At 70.2% G+C, this 14,728-nt stretch carries 18 protein-coding genes; 11 read left to right on the top strand and 7 right to left on the bottom strand.

Translation table 11 applies throughout. The features are described 5' to 3' along the window. Positions 1-140 precede the first annotated feature (140 nt). Genes gmk through T8T98_RS11720 form a run of 3 tightly spaced genes read right to left on the bottom strand, consistent with a single transcriptional unit; the run spans position 141 to position 1,825 of the window. On the bottom strand, positions 141-776 hold the full coding sequence (gene gmk, locus T8T98_RS11730; RefSeq protein WP_160733965.1) for a guanylate kinase: 636 nt from the start codon (positions 774-776) through the stop codon (positions 141-143). A gap of 50 nt (positions 777-826) precedes the next feature. Then, complete coding sequence (locus T8T98_RS11725) at positions 827-1,273, bottom strand: hypothetical protein (RefSeq protein ID WP_251105056.1); 447 nt, start codon at positions 1,271-1,273, stop codon at positions 827-829. 48 nt (positions 1,274-1,321) lie between these two features. Beyond that, positions 1,322-1,825, bottom strand: a complete 504-nt coding sequence (locus T8T98_RS11720; RefSeq protein ID WP_251105057.1) for an SspB family protein — start codon at positions 1,823-1,825, stop codon at positions 1,322-1,324. Between the two features lie 85 nt (positions 1,826-1,910). On the opposite strand from T8T98_RS11720, the gene hisB reads away from it, so the two are divergent. From hisB to T8T98_RS11680, 8 genes are all read left to right on the top strand, one after another. Further along, the gene (hisB, locus tag T8T98_RS11715) at positions 1,911-2,504 is read left to right on the top strand and encodes an imidazoleglycerol-phosphate dehydratase HisB (protein WP_251105058.1); all 594 of its coding nucleotides are present in this window, start codon (positions 1,911-1,913) and stop codon (positions 2,502-2,504) included. Next, positions 2,497-3,117: an imidazole glycerol phosphate synthase subunit HisH gene (gene hisH / locus T8T98_RS11710; RefSeq protein WP_251105059.1), complete on the top strand. Its 621-nt coding sequence runs from the start codon at positions 2,497-2,499 to the stop codon at positions 3,115-3,117. The genes hisB and hisH overlap by 8 nt, the downstream gene beginning before the upstream one ends. Continuing rightward, complete coding sequence (gene hisA, locus T8T98_RS11705; protein WP_160733960.1) at positions 3,114-3,842, top strand: 1-(5-phosphoribosyl)-5-[(5-phosphoribosylamino)methylideneamino]imidazole-4-carboxamide isomerase; 729 nt, start codon at positions 3,114-3,116, stop codon at positions 3,840-3,842. Before hisH ends, hisA begins: the two co-directional genes overlap by 4 nt. After that, positions 3,839-4,642, top strand: a complete 804-nt coding sequence (gene hisF, locus T8T98_RS11700) for an imidazole glycerol phosphate synthase subunit HisF (RefSeq protein ID WP_160733959.1) — start codon at positions 3,839-3,841, stop codon at positions 4,640-4,642. Before hisA ends, hisF begins: the two co-directional genes overlap by 4 nt. Before the next feature lie 119 nt (positions 4,643-4,761). Next, complete coding sequence (locus T8T98_RS11695; protein ID WP_251105060.1) at positions 4,762-4,932, top strand: PEP-CTERM sorting domain-containing protein; 171 nt, start codon at positions 4,762-4,764, stop codon at positions 4,930-4,932. Between the two features lie 49 nt (positions 4,933-4,981). Next, positions 4,982-5,686, top strand: a complete 705-nt coding sequence (gene gntA, locus T8T98_RS11690) for a guanitoxin biosynthesis heme-dependent pre-guanitoxin N-hydroxylase GntA (RefSeq protein ID WP_251105061.1) — start codon at positions 4,982-4,984, stop codon at positions 5,684-5,686. Further along, positions 5,683-6,285 carry a DUF1989 domain-containing protein gene (locus tag T8T98_RS11685; protein ID WP_251105062.1) on the top strand — a complete coding sequence of 201 codons (603 nt, stop codon included), beginning with the start codon at positions 5,683-5,685 and terminating at the stop codon, positions 6,283-6,285. Before gntA ends, T8T98_RS11685 begins: the two co-directional genes overlap by 4 nt. Before the next feature lie 43 nt (positions 6,286-6,328). Further along, complete coding sequence (locus T8T98_RS11680) at positions 6,329-6,625, top strand: hypothetical protein (RefSeq protein ID WP_251105063.1); 297 nt, start codon at positions 6,329-6,331, stop codon at positions 6,623-6,625. On the opposite strand, the gene T8T98_RS11675 is transcribed toward T8T98_RS11680, so the two are convergent. Beyond that, positions 6,580-7,323, bottom strand: a complete 744-nt coding sequence (locus T8T98_RS11675; RefSeq protein WP_251105064.1) for a Crp/Fnr family transcriptional regulator — start codon at positions 7,321-7,323, stop codon at positions 6,580-6,582. The genes T8T98_RS11680 and T8T98_RS11675 overlap by 46 nt on opposite strands. A gap of 86 nt (positions 7,324-7,409) precedes the next feature. Next, a complete protein-coding gene (locus T8T98_RS11670) occupies positions 7,410-8,702 on the bottom strand; it encodes a sugar MFS transporter (protein WP_160733954.1) in 1,293 nt (430 codons plus the stop codon). 149 nt (positions 8,703-8,851) lie between these two features. On the opposite strand from T8T98_RS11670, the gene T8T98_RS11665 reads away from it, so the two are divergent. After that, entirely contained in the window at positions 8,852-10,963 is a 2,112-nt protein-coding gene (locus tag T8T98_RS11665; RefSeq protein ID WP_322295676.1) for a glycoside hydrolase family 97 protein, read from the top strand. 63 nt (positions 10,964-11,026) lie between these two features. Here T8T98_RS11665 and T8T98_RS11660 read toward each other — a convergent pair whose 3' ends face one another. Then, positions 11,027-11,488, bottom strand: coding sequence for an Rrf2 family transcriptional regulator (locus tag T8T98_RS11660; RefSeq protein ID WP_251105950.1), 462 nt, complete (start codon positions 11,486-11,488; stop codon positions 11,027-11,029). A gap of 74 nt (positions 11,489-11,562) precedes the next feature. Between T8T98_RS11660 and T8T98_RS11655 the strand changes: the two genes are divergently transcribed. Next, the gene (locus T8T98_RS11655) at positions 11,563-12,357 is read left to right on the top strand and encodes a class I SAM-dependent methyltransferase (RefSeq protein WP_251105066.1); all 795 of its coding nucleotides are present in this window, start codon (positions 11,563-11,565) and stop codon (positions 12,355-12,357) included. 16 nt (positions 12,358-12,373) lie between these two features. On the opposite strand, the gene T8T98_RS11650 is transcribed toward T8T98_RS11655, so the two are convergent. Continuing rightward, a complete protein-coding gene (locus tag T8T98_RS11650; protein ID WP_322295675.1) occupies positions 12,374-13,381 on the bottom strand; it encodes an alpha/beta hydrolase in 1,008 nt (335 codons plus the stop codon). A 404-nt stretch (positions 13,382-13,785) separates the two neighbouring features. On the opposite strand from T8T98_RS11650, the gene T8T98_RS11645 reads away from it, so the two are divergent. Beyond that, positions 13,786-14,706, top strand: a complete 921-nt coding sequence (locus tag T8T98_RS11645; protein ID WP_251105068.1) for an endonuclease/exonuclease/phosphatase family protein — start codon at positions 13,786-13,788, stop codon at positions 14,704-14,706. Positions 14,707-14,728: the final 22 nt, after the last annotated feature.

Genomic DNA, 14,728 nt, shown 5'->3' with positions numbered 1-14,728 from the left:
ACGAAGCGGCCAGACGTGACGCGTACACGCTTTGCCCCCGTCGCTGTAGCCAGCCTGGACTGGCCCTCACCACATAACCAAAACGGTTATAAATGTCAAGGAAAATGTGCCAGAGGCGGGTCGCCGCCGCGATCCGCGCGCTAGTTCATCAGTTCGCGGACGAAGCCGATCAGCCCGGTCTGGCGGGCGCGTTTCATGCGCTCGGCGTGGAGGATCTCGCGCACCTTGGCAAAGCACTGGTCCACGTCGTCGTTGACCACGACGTAGTCATAGCCGTCCCAGTGGCTGATTTCCGCCCGGGCGCGTTCCATCCGCCCGTCGATCACTTCGTCGCTGTCGGTCGCGCGGGCCTTGAGCCGGCGGTGCAGCTCGTCGAGGCTGGGCGGCAGGATGAAGACGCGCACGACGTCCTGCTGGTCCTTCTGGTAAAGTTGCTGCGTGCCCTGCCAGTCGATGTCGAACAGGAAATCCTGCCCTTCCTTCAGCCCGGCGCGGATATGGCCCTTGGGCGTGCCGTAGCGGTGATCGAAGACATGCGCCCACTCGTAGAAGTCGTCTTCCTCGATCATGCGATCGAACGCGGCATCGGACACGAAGTGGTAATGGACCCCGTCGATCTCCCCCGGGCGCATCGGCCGCGTGGTGGCGGAGACCGAGAGGCGGATCTCGTCGTCGGCTTCCAGCAGCATGCGCGATATCGTCGTCTTCCCCGCGCCCGAGGGAGAGGAGAGGATGAACATGAGTCCGCGGCGGTGGAGCGTGTCGTGATCGGCCATGCGCGCTCATGCGCCGAGCGATGGCGCGAAATCAAGCCCGCGGGGGGAGATCAGTCCTCTTTCGCCTGTTCGCGCAGCGCCCGGTCGCCCTTGCGCCGTGCGCCGTGGCGCGACTGGCGCCGATCGAGCAGGGTCTTGGCGACGAGGCCCCCGCCGACGACGATGGCCCCGGGGATCGAACGGGTCGCGAGCCGCGCGATCGCGAATGTCGCCAGGGTCTGCACCATCGTGCGGTTTTCGACCATCTGCTTGGCCTGCGATCCGCCGTAACGGTTGCTGAGCAGGCCCTTCTCCAGCCCGAGCCGCAGGAGGCGGCCGCCGCTGCGCAGCAGGACATCGTGGATGAGGAGGTTGGTCGCGGGGTTGGGGCTGGGGCCGGCCACTTCGCGGTTGCCGGGATTCATCCGGTCGCCGGCCGCGTCGATCGCCGCGCCCAGCCGGTCGGTCGCGTGCTTCCCGCCCGACGCTTTCGTACCAGATCCGTTGGTTCTTGCCATGTCCTTGCGCCCTTTCACCGCGGCCGGGTGGAAGGTGGCCCGGTCGCCTTACTTCTTGCGGCCGAAATCGACCGTGACGACGTTGGAGCCGTCCTCGCTACCGGTAACGGCCGGCTCGTCGCGCTGTTCCGGGCCGTCGTTCTCGGCATCGTCGTGCGCCTCGGGCGCCATGTCGGCCACGCTGGCCTGGAACTGGAGGCCGAAATCGACCGCCGGATCGACGAAGGCCGTGATCGCGGAGAAGGGAATGTCGAGCTTGGCCGGGACCTGGTTGAAGCTGAGCCCGACGGTAAAGCCGGCCTCGTCCACCGCGAGATCCCAGAACTTGTTCTGCAGGACGATCGTCATCTCGTCGGGGAACCGTTCGCGCAAGTGGGCCGGGATCGTCACGCCGGGCGCATGGGTCTTGAACGTGATGTAGAAATGGTGGTTGCCGGGCAGCTCGCCGCCGCCGGCCTGGATCTCGCCCAGCACGCGGCCGACCACGGCACGCAGCGCCTCCTGGACGATCTCGTCGTAAGGGATCAGGCTGTCGGGTGTTTCGTCGCTCATCTTGCCCGCTTGGTGGCGGCCCTCGGCCCGCCGGTCAAGCGCCAATGCTTGCGCCGTGCCCAGCCTTGCGTATAGCGCCGCTGGCATGCGTACTGGCAGGATCGAGCGGAAGACGGCGGAAACCGCCATCGAGATCGAGGTGAACCTCGACGGGACGGGCACCTATGCGGTGTCCACGGGGATCGGGTTCCTCGATCACATGGTCGAACAGTTCGCCAAGCATTCGCTGATCGACGTGACGATGAAGGTCGCCGGCGACCTGCACGTGGACCAGCACCACACGACCGAGGACAGCGCGATCGCGCTGGGCCAGGCGCTCGCCCAGGCGCTGGGCGACAAGGCGGGGATCGCGCGATACGGCCATGCCTATTCGCCGATGGACGAGACGCTGGCGCGGGTCGCGCTCGACATTTCCGGGCGGCCCTACCTCGCCTGGCGGGCCGGTTTCACCCAGCAGCGGCTGGGCGAATGGGATACCGAGCTGATCGAACACTGGTTCCAGTCGGTCGCCCAGGCGGCGGGCCTCACCCTGCATGTCGAGCTGCTCTACGGCCAGAACAACCACCATATCTGCGAGGCGATCTACAAGGGCTTCGCCCGGGCCATGCGCGCCGCGGTCGAGGTCGATCCGCGCAAGGGCGGGGCGGTCCCCAGCACCAAGGGCATTCTCGGTGGCTGAATCGGTCGCGCTGATCGATTACGGCGCCGGCAACCTGCACTCGGTCGAAAACGCGCTGCGCACCGTCGGCGCGCGGGTCCGGGTGACGGCGGAGCCGGACGCGGTGCGCGCGGCGGACCGGGTGGTCCTGCCCGGCGTCGGCTCGTTCGCCGCCTGCGCTGGCGGGCTGCGCGCGATTCCCGGCCTGGTCGATGCGCTGGAAGAGCGCGTCCGGGCGGGAGGCGTGCCGTTCCTGGGGGTCTGCGTCGGGATGCAGCTGCTGGCCGATCGCGGGCTGGAACACGGCACGACCGTGGGACTGGGCTGGATCGCGGGCGAAGTGCGCGCGATCGAGCAGACCGACCCGGCGATCAAGGTCCCGCACATGGGCTGGAACGACGTCGCCCCCACGGCCCATGCAGGCCCGGTGATCGAGGCGGGCGAGGCCTATTTCCTCCATTCCTATCACTTCGCCGCCGACGATCCGCAGGCGATTGCCGCGATGACCGACCACGGCGGCGGGATCGTCGCCGCGGTCGCGCGCGACAACCTGCTGGGCGTGCAGTTCCATCCCGAAAAGAGCCAGGCCTACGGGCTGGCCCTGCTGACCCGTTTCCTGGAGTGGCGCCCGTGATCGTATTTCCCGCAATCGACCTCAAGGCCGGCCAGGTCGTGCGCCTGGCCGAAGGCGACATGGACCGCGCCACCGTCTACGGCGACGATCCGGCCGCGCAGGCCATGCTGTTCGCCGAGGCGGGGGCGCAGCATCTCCACGTCGTCGACCTCGACGGGTCGTTCGCCGGCCGGGCCGAAAACCGCGAGGCGGTGGAAGCGATCGTCGCCGCCTTTCCCGGGTACGTCCAGCTCGGCGGCGGCATCCGCACGCGCGAGGCGGTCGCGGGCTGGTTCGATCTGGGCGTGGCGCGCATCGTCATGGGCACGGCCGCGCTGAAAGACCCGCAGTTCGTGAAGGACATGGCGGCCGAATTTCCCGGCGGGATCGTGGTCGCGGTCGACGCGCGCGACGGCATGGTCGCGACCGAGGGCTGGGCCGCGGTGTCGGACGTGCCGATGGTCGATCTCGCCCGCCGGTTCGAGGATGCCGGGGTCGCGAGCCTGCTGTTCACCGACATCGGGCGCGACGGGCTGCTGAAAGGCTGCAACATCGATGCCACGGTCGATCTGGCGCGCCGGGTCGATATCCCGGTGATCGCCAGCGGCGGGGTCAAGGGGCTCGACGATATCCACCTCCTCGCGCTCCACGCGCATGAGGGGATCGAGGGCGTGATCACCGGCCGCGCGCTTTACGACGGGCGGCTGGACCTCGCCGCCGCGATCGCGATGGCGAACCGCGCATGACCGTTCGCGTACGCGTGATCCCCTGCCTCGACGTGGCCGACGGCCGCGTGGTCAAGGGCGTGAACTTCGTCGACCTGAAGGATGCCGGCGACCCGGTCGAGCAGGCCCAGGCCTACGACGCGGCGGGCGCGGACGAGCTGTGCTTCCTCGACATCTCGGCCAGCCACGAAGGGCGCGGGACCCTGCTCGACATCGTGCGCCGCACGGCGCAGGTGTGCTTCATGCCCTTCACCGTCGGCGGCGGGGTCCGCACGGTGGAGGATGCCCGCGCGCTCCTGCTCGCGGGCGCGGACAAGGTCGCGGTCAACTCGGCCGCGGTCGCCCGGCCCGAGCTGGTCGGGGAAATCGCCGCGCGGTTCGGCAGCCAGTGCTGCGTCGCCTCGGTCGATGCGCGCCGCGTGGGCGAGGGGGCGACCGAATCCGGCTGGGAAGTCTTCACCCACGGCGGCCGTCGGGCGACCGGGATCGATGCCGTCGCCCATGCCCGCCGCCTGGCCGAACTGGGCGCTGGCGAGCTGCTCGTCACCTCGATGGACGGCGACGGGACGCAGGCCGGATACGACCTCGCGCTGACCCGCGCGATCGCCGATTCGGTCAGCGTGCCGGTCGTCGCCAGCGGCGGGGTCGGCACGCTCGACCACCTGGTCGAAGGGGTGAGGCAGGGCCATGCCAGCGCGGTCCTGGCGGCCTCTATCTTCCATTTCGGCACGCACTCGATCGCGGAAGCCCAGGCCGCCTTGCGCGCCGCGGGGATTCCCGCCCGCGGGCAGTCCGGCGAAGGCTGGCGCCGGCCGCGGTAGGAGCCAGCCCCGGACGGGCCGGTTCCGATTCGGCCAGTTCCAAACCGGCCAGTTCCACTTCGGGACGCAGCCGATCGCGCGCTTGCCAGCCGGCGCGGGGCGGGCAAGGGGCAGGATCGATGCGCCTTCCCGCCGCCTTCCTGCTGTTCCTCGCCACACCGGCCGCCGCGGCGGAGGCCGTTGCGTTGCCCGAACCTTCCGGCCTGTCGCTCTTCGGCCTGGGCCTGGCCTGCCTCGCCATGGGCCGCTGGCTGGGAATGCGCGCGCGCGGCAGGGGTTCGCGCGACTGATAAAAATCGGCCGGCGGAACCCGGCGCGCTTCCTGCGAGTAGTTAGGGCATGTCCCTGACCCTCGATTTCGATCGACCCCTCATCCCCCTGGACGCCGCGCGCCTCGAAGATTCGCTCCGCGAACATGTCGCGGCATCGGACTTCCCCTGCGTCGGCGCGAAGTCGGCGCTGGCCAAGGGAACCTTGCAGATCGAGCCGGCCTGGTCGCTCGTCAGCGCCTGGGACGACTTGCGCATTCACCGCAGGCTGCTGGAATGGAGCGCCGACTACAGCCGCGATCCGCAGGGGCTGCGCAGTTTCGCGGTCGTCTTTTCCGAACCCGGCGACCTCAGCGAACGGGCGTTCGAGCGGGCGATGTGGGAACGGCTCCAGTCGCTTTCCGACAAGGACGGCTGGATCGGGCACCCTTACGACGACAGCGTCAGCAGCGATCCCGACGATCCGCACTTCTCGCTCTCGTTCGGCAAGCAGGCCTATTTCGTGGTCGGGATGCATCCCAATGCCTCGCGGCCCGCGCGCCGTACCCCGCACCCGACGCTGGTGTTCAACCTCCACGACCAGTTCGAGCAGTTGCGTGCCGCCAACCGCTATGAACGGATGCGCGAGCGGATCCTCGCCCGCGACGAGGAACTGGCCGGGTCGATCAACCCGATGCTCGCGCGGCACGGCGAAGGCAGCGAGGCGCGCCAGTATTCGGGCCGCCAGGTGGACGAGGACTGGCAGTGCCCGTTCCGCGATCCGCGCTCGGCATGACGGAGCGTATCGCGCCCCGCAGCGGCACGGCCTTCGTCCTCGACCAGGGGGACGAACTGGTCGTGATCGACCCCGATGGCGGCCAGGTCAGCGACCTGCTCGCCTATGCCCGCGACGACGTGCGCGAGGCGATCTCGAACGGCCGCACCTTCGATTACGAGGAAACGATCAGCCTGACGACCGGCAATGTCCTGTGGTCCAATCGGTCGCGCAGGATGCTGGAGATCGTCGAGGACACCGCCGGGCGGCACGATTTCCTCCTCACCCCCTGTTCGGTCGATACTTTCCGGCATTTCTATCCCGACAAGCCCGAACATCGCGGGTGCTTCGGCAACCTGGCCGAGGCGCTGGCCCCTTACGGGATCGGCGAAGAGGCGATCCCGACCGCGTTCAACGTGTTCATGAACGTGCCGGTGGAGCCCGAAAGCGGGCGCATCGCCGTCCTGCCGCCGACGACCGAGCGGGGCGACCGCATCCGGCTGCGCGCGCTGATGCCGCTGGTGATCGGGCTGACCGCCTGTTCGGCCTATGCCTCCAACGGGGGGACGTTCAAGCCGATCGACTACCGGATCGAGAAGCCTTCGGGGCCGGCGCGGTGATCGGCCGGTATTGCCCCGCCCGCGGCGCGCGGAGATAGGGCGCGTGTTCGTCCAGTTGCAGACCCCGCTGCCCGTCCACGTGATCGAACGCGGGCCGGGCCTGGCCTTCGCGGTGATCGATTACGGCCCGGAACACGACCTGATCTGGGTCACCGCGCTCGACGCGTCTGGGGAGATCTGGTGCGCGCCCAACCCGAAAGTGCGCCTGGCCCGCAACTGGACGATGGGGCGCGGGCCGGACCCGGCGGCGGCCAACGGGGCCGGGGGGGATGGGGCCGGGCGGCCCGGTCCGCATCACGCGTCGTCGAGCGCGCCCGGGGCAAGGTCCCCTTCGCCGTAGAGATAGGACGCGTCGAACTGCGCCACTTCGCGCAGGCCCGCCTCGTCGTGGATGTCGAGCTGGCCGTCGCCCAGCGGGGAGAGGAGCCCGCGTTCCTTGAGGATGCGGAAACTGCGATTGGCGTGGACCGGGGTGATGCCGCATGCCTCGGCATAGTCGCGCTGGAGCAGGGGCACCGTCAGCACCCGGCCGTCGAACAGGTCCACGAAACGCAACCGGTCGAGCAGCTCGCAGATCAGGTGCGCGATCCGCCCTTCGGCATTGAGCCGCCCGAGGCGGAAGATCCATTCGCGGTGCATCGCCGCGTCGAGCAGCGTGGAAAACCACAGCGCGCGCGCCAGGTGCGGATGGGCGGCCACCAGCGCGGTGATCGCCGTGTGCGGGACGGTCGCCAGCGTCGTCGCGGTCAGCGTCGAGATGCTGTGGTCGAGCCGCTTCATCGGATAACCGTGCAGGTCCACGAAATCGCCCGCGATGTTGACCCCGACCAGCTGCCGTTCGCCGCGCCGGTCGTCGAGATGGCGCAGCACCGCGCCTTCGACGACATAGTAACTGCGATCCAGCCGGTCGCCGCGCGCGACGATCCGCGTGCGCGCCGGCACCTCGATCGTGCCGGAAACCGCCTCGTCCAGCGCCCGCTTCTCGGCATCGTCGAGGTCGTGCCGCAGGCGGCCTTTCAGGAACAGGTCGGTCAGCAAGAACAATCCCCCTTCGCAAGCCCGGGGGTACCGCCTTCGCCGCCCCCGGTCAAAGCCGGGGGCGGGGCGCACGAGCCGGGCGGGCGCTAGGCCGGGCGGCGGGCGAAAATGCCGAAGCCGGCGATGATCGCGTAGCACGCGGCCGGCAGGGCCAGGGCCATGGCGAGGCTGCCGGTTAGGTCGGCCAGCGCGCCGAAGGCCACCGGCACGACCGCGCCGCCGAAGATCGCGACGTTGATGATCCCCGACCCGTCGGCCGCGCGCGGGCCCAGCTTCTCGCAGGCGAGCGAGAAGATCGTCGGGAACATGATCGAGTTCATCAGGCCCACGGCGAGCAGGCTGTAGCCGGCGAGCGCGCCGTCGGTATTGGCCGAGACCAGGATCAGCAGGATCGCGCCGGTGGCGTTGAAGGCGAGGATCTTGCCCGGGCTGAACACGCGCAGCGCGGCCGAACCGATGAAGCGGCCGACCATCGCGCCGAACCAGTAGATGCCGACCATCCAGCCGATCGCGCTTTCCGGCTGGCCGAGCACGCGTTCCTGCGCGAGGTAGTTGATGACGATCGACCCGATCGCGACTTCGGCGCCGACGTAGAGGAAGATCGACAGCGCGCCATAGCCGAAGCGCGGCCGCTTGAGCAGGTCGAACCCGCCGAGGCCCGAGGACGGGGCGTGTTCTTCCCCCTTCAGCCGGTTGCGGAACAGCCACACGGCGAGCGCGACCAGCGCGATCAGCGCGGCGACGCCGAGGTAACCCTGCCAGATCGCCTCGCTTTCCGCCTGGCGATAGGCGAGCAGTTCGGCGCCCGAAAGCTCGTCCGCCGTGACATTGGCCAGGCTGCCGAGGATCACGATCGAGCCGACGATCGGGAAGACGGTCGTGCCCAGCGAGTTGAAGGCCTGGGCGAAAGTCAGCCGGCTGTGCGCGGTGCGCGGCGGGCCGAGCAGGCTGATCAGCGGATTGGCGACGACCTGGACGATCACCACCCCGCTCGCCAGGATGAACAGCGCGAACAGGAACAGCGCATATGTCGCGGTCTGGCTGGCCGGAATGAACAGCAGGCAGCCGACCATCATCGTCAGCAGGCCCGCGACGGCGCCGCGCATGTAGCCGATCCGCTTGACCAGCTTGGCCCCGGGAATGCCGACCAGCAGGTAGGCGGTGAAGAAGCAGAACTGGACCAGCATGGCCTGGGTGTAGTTGAGCGTGAACAGCTCCTTCAGCTTGGGGATGATCACGTCGTTGAGGCTGGTGATCCCGCCGAAGATGAAGAACAGGCCGAAGACGAAGTACTGCAGGCCCGGCGCATCCACCGGCGGCGCGTTGTCTTCCACCGGGTTCGGATCGGTGCTCGATGCGGTTTCGGGTACCACGGCCATGTCTCTCTCACTCCCCAGGGTCCAAGCGGTTTTGCGGCGGCTTAACCGATCATGTAACCGGTTGCACGAGGTTTCTTCTTCGCGCACAAGCCATGCCACGGAATCGGCCCGGCGGCGACCCGCAACGGTCGCGCGGCGGGCAGGGAGAGATGAGGACCATGGACCACGACAGCCCCCGCCATCCGTTCGCGCGCCTCGCCATCCTCGCGCTGGGCCTCGCGCTGGGCCTCGCGCTGGGCCTCGCGCTCGGGCTCGCGCTGCCGCTCGCCGCGGCGCGGGCGCAGGAACCGGTCGCGCACCGCGCCTGTTCGCCCGACGCGCGCACCTGCTTCGCGCTGACCACCCGCGACGGCGTGCCGACCTACAGCGTGACGCGCGACGGGCAGCCGGTGATCGCGCCGTCCACGTTCGGCTTCATGCTGCGCGGCGCGGGCAAGTGGCAGCACGGCGTCGAACTGGGCGCGGCCAGCCGCGCCAGCCACAGCGACACCTGGGAACAGCCGTGGGGCGAAAGCCGGCTGGTCACCAACGATTACAACGAACTGCGCGTGCCGATGGTCGAGCGGGTGCGCGATCGCCGCACGATCGAGCTGGTCGCGCGGGTCTTCGACGCGGGCGTCGGCTTCCGCTTCGTCTTTCCCCGGCAGGAAAGCCTTGCCGATGTCAGGATCGACGAGGAACTGACCGAGTTCAACCTCGCCGCCGCGGGGGGCGAGGTTGAGGCATGGTGGATCCCGGGCGGCGAGTGGAACCGCTACGAATACCTCTATCGCCGCACGCCCGCGCGCGAGGTCGGCACGGCGCACAGCCCGATCACCTTCCGCCGCGCCGACGGGTTGCACGTCGCGATCCACGAGGCGGCGCTGGTCGATTACGCGGCCTTCTGGCTCCAGCGGATCGAAGGGCAGCGCTTCCGCACCCGGCTTGCCCCTTCGTCGCAGCCGTGGAAGGTGCGGCGCACAGCGCCATTCGCGACCCCCTGGCGCACGATCCTGATCGGGGAAGACGCGCCCGCGCTCCATGCCGCGTCGGACCTGATCCTCAACCTCAACGCGCCGAGCCGGATCGCCGACATGAGCTGGTTCACCCCGCACAAGTACATCGGGATCTGGTGGGGGATGCACCTCGACACCTGGAGCTGGAACGACGGGCCGAAGCACGGCGCGACGACCGAGAACGCGCTGCGCTACATCGACTTCGCGGCCGAACACGGCTTCGGATCGGTCCTGGTCGAAGGCTGGAACAAGGGGTGGTGGAGCGAGAGCGGCCGCAATTTCCGCTTCGCCGAGGCCTATCCCGATTTCGACATCGAACGGGTCGCCGCTTACGCCCGGGCGCGCGGGGTCGAGATCATGGGCCACCACGAGACCGCGGGCAACGCCGGCCTCTACGAACGCCAGCTCGAGGAAGCGCTCGATTACTACGCGCGCCACGGCATCCACGCGGTCAAGACCGGCTATGTCGCCGATGCCGGCATGGTCCTGCGCGAGGATGCGGACGGCAGCGAGCAGTGGGAATACCACGACGGGCAGTTCATGGTGCGCCACCACGCGCTGGTCGCCGAGCGGGCGGCCGCGCACCGGATCGCGATCAACGCGCACGAACCGGTCAAGGACACCGGCCTGCGCCGCACCTGGCCCAACCTCGTCACGCGCGAGGGGGCGCGGGGCAGCGAGTACATGGCCTGGGGCGAGCCGCCCAACCCGCCCGAGCACGAGCCGACCCTGCTGTTCACCCGGATGCTGTCGGGTCCGTTCGACCTGACGCCCGGCATCGTGAGCCTCGAGGGGCGCGACGGGCGGCCGCTGCCCAATACGCTGGCGCGGCAGCTCGCCGCCTATGTCGTGATCTATTCGCCGCTGCAGATGGCGGCCGACCTGCCGGAGAACTACGCCCGGTTCCCCGATGCGCTGGCCTTCATCGAACAGGTCCCGGTGGACTGGGAGCGGACCCGCGTCCTCGCCGGCGAGATCGGCGAATACGCGGTCGTCGCGCGCCAGCGCCGCGACGGGCGCGACTGGTGGATCGGCGGGGTGACCGACAGCGCGCGGCGCACGATCGCGATCGACCTCGGCTTCCTGCCCGCCGGACGCAGCTACCGCGCGGAGATCTGGCGCGACGGCGACGGCGGGGGGATCGACGGCGACCGCTTCGCCATGGTCCGCGAGACGCGGACCGTCCGCGCGGGGGACCGCCTCTCGCTGACGATGGAGGCCGGGGGCGGCTTCGCCCTGTCGCTGCGCCCGGTCGAGGCCCGGTGACAGGGCCGCGACCGGGCCGGCGACCGGCCCCGGGCACGTCCCCCGCGCGAACGCGGCGGGCCGTTAGCCGGTCGGTTCGCGCTCGGCGCACTGGCCGGGCAGGGCGCCCATGCGCCGGTCGAACCGCCGCGCCAGTTCGGCCAGGCTGACTTGCGCCAGCCGCGCGGTCAGCAGGGCCTCCGCCTGGCGCATGGCATCGTCGAGCGTCTCGTTGACGACTTTCTCCACCAGGCAATCGGGGTGCGGGTGCTCGTTGCCCATCGCGAAGACGCGCGGGCCGCCGACCGCGCGGTGGACATCGAGCAGCGAGATCGTCGCCAGGTCCACCGCGATCGACCAGCCGCCGCCGTGGCCCTTGGCCGATCGGACGTAGCCAGCCTCGCGCAGGCCGGCCATCGTGCGGCGCACGACGACGGCATTGGTGCCCAGCATCCGCGCGATCGCTTCCGACGTCATCGGCTCGTCGCGCCGTGCCATGTGGAGCAGGACGTGGAGCATACGGGAAAGGCGGCTGTCGTTGCGCACGGCGGCCATCTTCGGCCGCGCGGAAGCGATTGGCAACAGGCGCGCTTCATGTAATATACAAAGTTACATGATTCGTGGAGAGCCTCACCGTGTCCGCTTTCGAACAGCCCGCCCACTGGGACGATGCCGCGTTGCAATACGAGCGCACCGCGCACCGTTTCACCTCGCTCTATGCCGAAGATGCCGCCGCCATGGTGCCGCTGGGGCCGCGGTCCACCGTGCTCGACGTGGCCGCGGGCACCGGGGCGCTGGCCTTCGTCGCGGCGCGGAAGGGCGCGCGCGTGCTCGCGACCGACTTCGCGCCGGGAATGGTCGCGCGGATCGCCGCCGCCGCCGTTCCCGGGGTCGAGGCGCGCGTGATGGACGGCCAGGCGCTCGACCTGCCCGACGCGCATTACGATGCGGTCTTCTCGCTCTTCGGCGTCATCATGTTCGCCGACTGGCGCAAGGGGCTGGCGGAGATGGCGCGCGTCACGCGGCCGGGCGGACACGGCGTCGTGGGCACGTGGGCGGACCGCGGGGCGGCGACGTTCCTCCTCCTCGGCGAGGTGCGGCGCAAGCTGTTCCCCGGGCGCGCGGAGATGGCGATGCCCCCGGCGATCGCGGCGCTTTCCACGCCCGAGGGCTTCGTGCGCGAACTGCGCGCCGCCGGATACCGCAGCGCGGAGGTGCGCAGGGTGACCCACGATTTCGCGCTGGAAACCGCGGCCCTCGACCAGCCGGACACGCTGTTCGGCATGTCGCCCGACTGGAAGGACTTGTCCGCCGCCGAACAGGCGGCCGTGATCGCCGAGGTGCGCCGCATGGCCGCCGGGCGGCCGGTCCTGCCGGTCCCTTCGACCGCGCTGATCGGCCTCGCCCGGCGCTGATCGCGGCCGCGCCCGCTCAGTTGCGCGACGCGCGCGGCGGGCTGCCGGCGTGGCGGTGAGCGAAGGCCGCCATCCGCTCCAGCGCCTCGGCCCCGGCGGGGTCGTCGAGGTTGAACTGATATTCGTGCGGCAGTTCGGGCCGGCGGCCGGCGGCAAAGAACAGCGTTTCCACCGCCACGCCCTCGCCGCGCAGGCGCTGCGCGAGGCGGCGCGCCTGCGGCTCCAGCGGGTCGCCGTTGCCCGAGGAGACGAAGCTCGGCGGAAAGGCCGGGCCGACATGGTCGGTGACCGAGGCGAGGGCGAAGCGTTCGTCCTCCAGGAAATCGCGGCTGCCCGAATAGGCCCAGAGCACGCTGCGCACGAACCAGCCGTAGTCGCCTTCGAGATCGACCGAGCCGAGATCGTAGGCGCCCGAGAGCAGCAGCAGCGCCCGGATCGCCCCGCGATCGACCTGCGGCGCAATGCCCAGCGCCCGGGCATAGCGATCGTCGGTGGTCAGCAGCGCAACCTGGGCCGCGATCTGCGCCCCGGCCGAATCGCCGGCGAGGACGATCCCGTCCGGATCGATCCCCAGCGCGCCGGCATTGGCGACAATGTGGCCGAGCGCGCGGTTCACCTGTTCCACCGGGCGGGGATAGCGCGATCCGCGCCCGGTCGAATATTCCACCGCCACGGTCGTGAACCCGCAGCCCGCCAGCACTTTCATGTAATTGGCGATCCCGTCCTTGCTCCCGGCGATCCAGGCCCCGCCATGGACCCACACGATCGCCGGCTGCGGCCCCGGGGATTGCGCCCTGCGATTGATATCGAAGCGCTCGTCGCGCCCCGGACCGTAGGCGAGGTCGCGGCGGGTCTCGATCCCCGGCGGGACGTGGCGGGCCAGCGCGGCCTCGGACACGCGCTCCCCGTCGGAGAAGGCATAGGCGATCACCGCGACCGAGGGCCACGGGCTGAACCGGAAGGCGAGGAAGGTCGCGAGCGCCAGCAGCGCCAGGGCGATCGCGATGCGTTTCAGCCAGCGCATCGCGCCTGCCGCCCTGCCCCATGCCCCTCGCTCGCCGGTGCTGCCATTCGTCCCCCGCTCGCGCGCCGTGGCGCCTTCGGTGCCGTCCCGTCGCGCATCCTATCGCGGGCGCCGCGGGCGAGGAAGGGCTGAGGGGCCGAACGCTTGAAACGGGCGGGCGCTCGTGTTTTCCTGCGCGCCGCAGCGGCAAGCGCAACGGCAGGGAGTAAAAGCCTATCTCCGGCGATCGCGACCAGGCACGGCAGCGGGGCGGCACGGCCCGCGGCGCGGCGCGCCTCGGGCTGGCGGCGGCATCGGCGCTGGCGCTCGCCGCCTGCGGCACCGCGCCGCCGCTGCGGATCGCGAGCTGCGAGGCGAGCCCGCGCCCGGCGATCGAGCTGTCGGAAGACGGCCGGACCGCGCGGATGGAGCTGTCCGTCCTCACCTACAATATCGAGGGGCTGGGCTGGCCGGCGCGGGTTTCGCGCGCGGGCGACCTGGCCGCGATCGGGGAGACGCTGGCCCGGATGCGCGCGGCGGGGACGGCGCCCGACGTGGTCCTGTTCCAGGAAATGTTCAGCGGCCCGGCCAAGCGGGCAGTGCTCGCCAGCGGCTACCCGGCCGTCGTCAGCGGGCCGCGCCGCACGACCCGCCCGCAGGGCTCGACGCGCAGCGCGCTGCCGGGCAAGTCCAATATCCGGCGCGGCGAGATCGGGATGCACCTGACGGGCAGCGGCATCGCGGTCGCCTCGCGCTATCCGGTCACCCATGTCGATCACCGCGCCTTCGGGCGCCGTTCCTGCGCCGGGATCGACTGCCTTGCCAACAAGGGCGTGATGCTGGCCCGGATCGCCATTCCCGGCGTCCCCGTGCCGGTCGATCTCTACAACACGCACATGAACTCGCGCCGCGCGGCGAAGGTACCGGAAGAACGAAGCCTCGTCGCCCATGGCCGGCAGGCGCTCGAAGCGTCCGAGTTCGTCGATCGCACGCACGACGATCGCTTCCCGGTCGTGTTCGGGGGCGATTTCAACATGCGCCACTCGGAAGATCGCTGGGCCCATTTCTCGCGCTACCAGCCGCTGACGCTGGTTCACCGGGTCTGCGCCGATCCGGCTTCGGGCTGCGAGGTGCGGATGTCGTGGGACGGCGACGAGCCCTGGGTCGATACGCAGGACCTGCAGTTCTTCGCCGACGGCGGGCTGGTCAAGATCCGCCCGATCCGGGTGGAGGCGATGTTCGACGGCAGCCACGCGATGCCGCGGCTGTCCGATCACGATGGTTTCGCGGTCACGTACGAGCTGCGCTGGCCGGCAGGCACGGTGCGCGACGGCGGCTGCCCCTGACCGGCGCCCGGTGCGGCCCGCA

This window comes from Pelagerythrobacter marinus (genome assembly GCF_034375205.1).
GTDB lineage: Bacteria > Pseudomonadota > Alphaproteobacteria > Sphingomonadales > Sphingomonadaceae > Pelagerythrobacter > Pelagerythrobacter marinus.
Note: the sequence above shows the minus strand (reverse complement) of the source record. Positions and strands in the feature narration are given on the sequence as shown.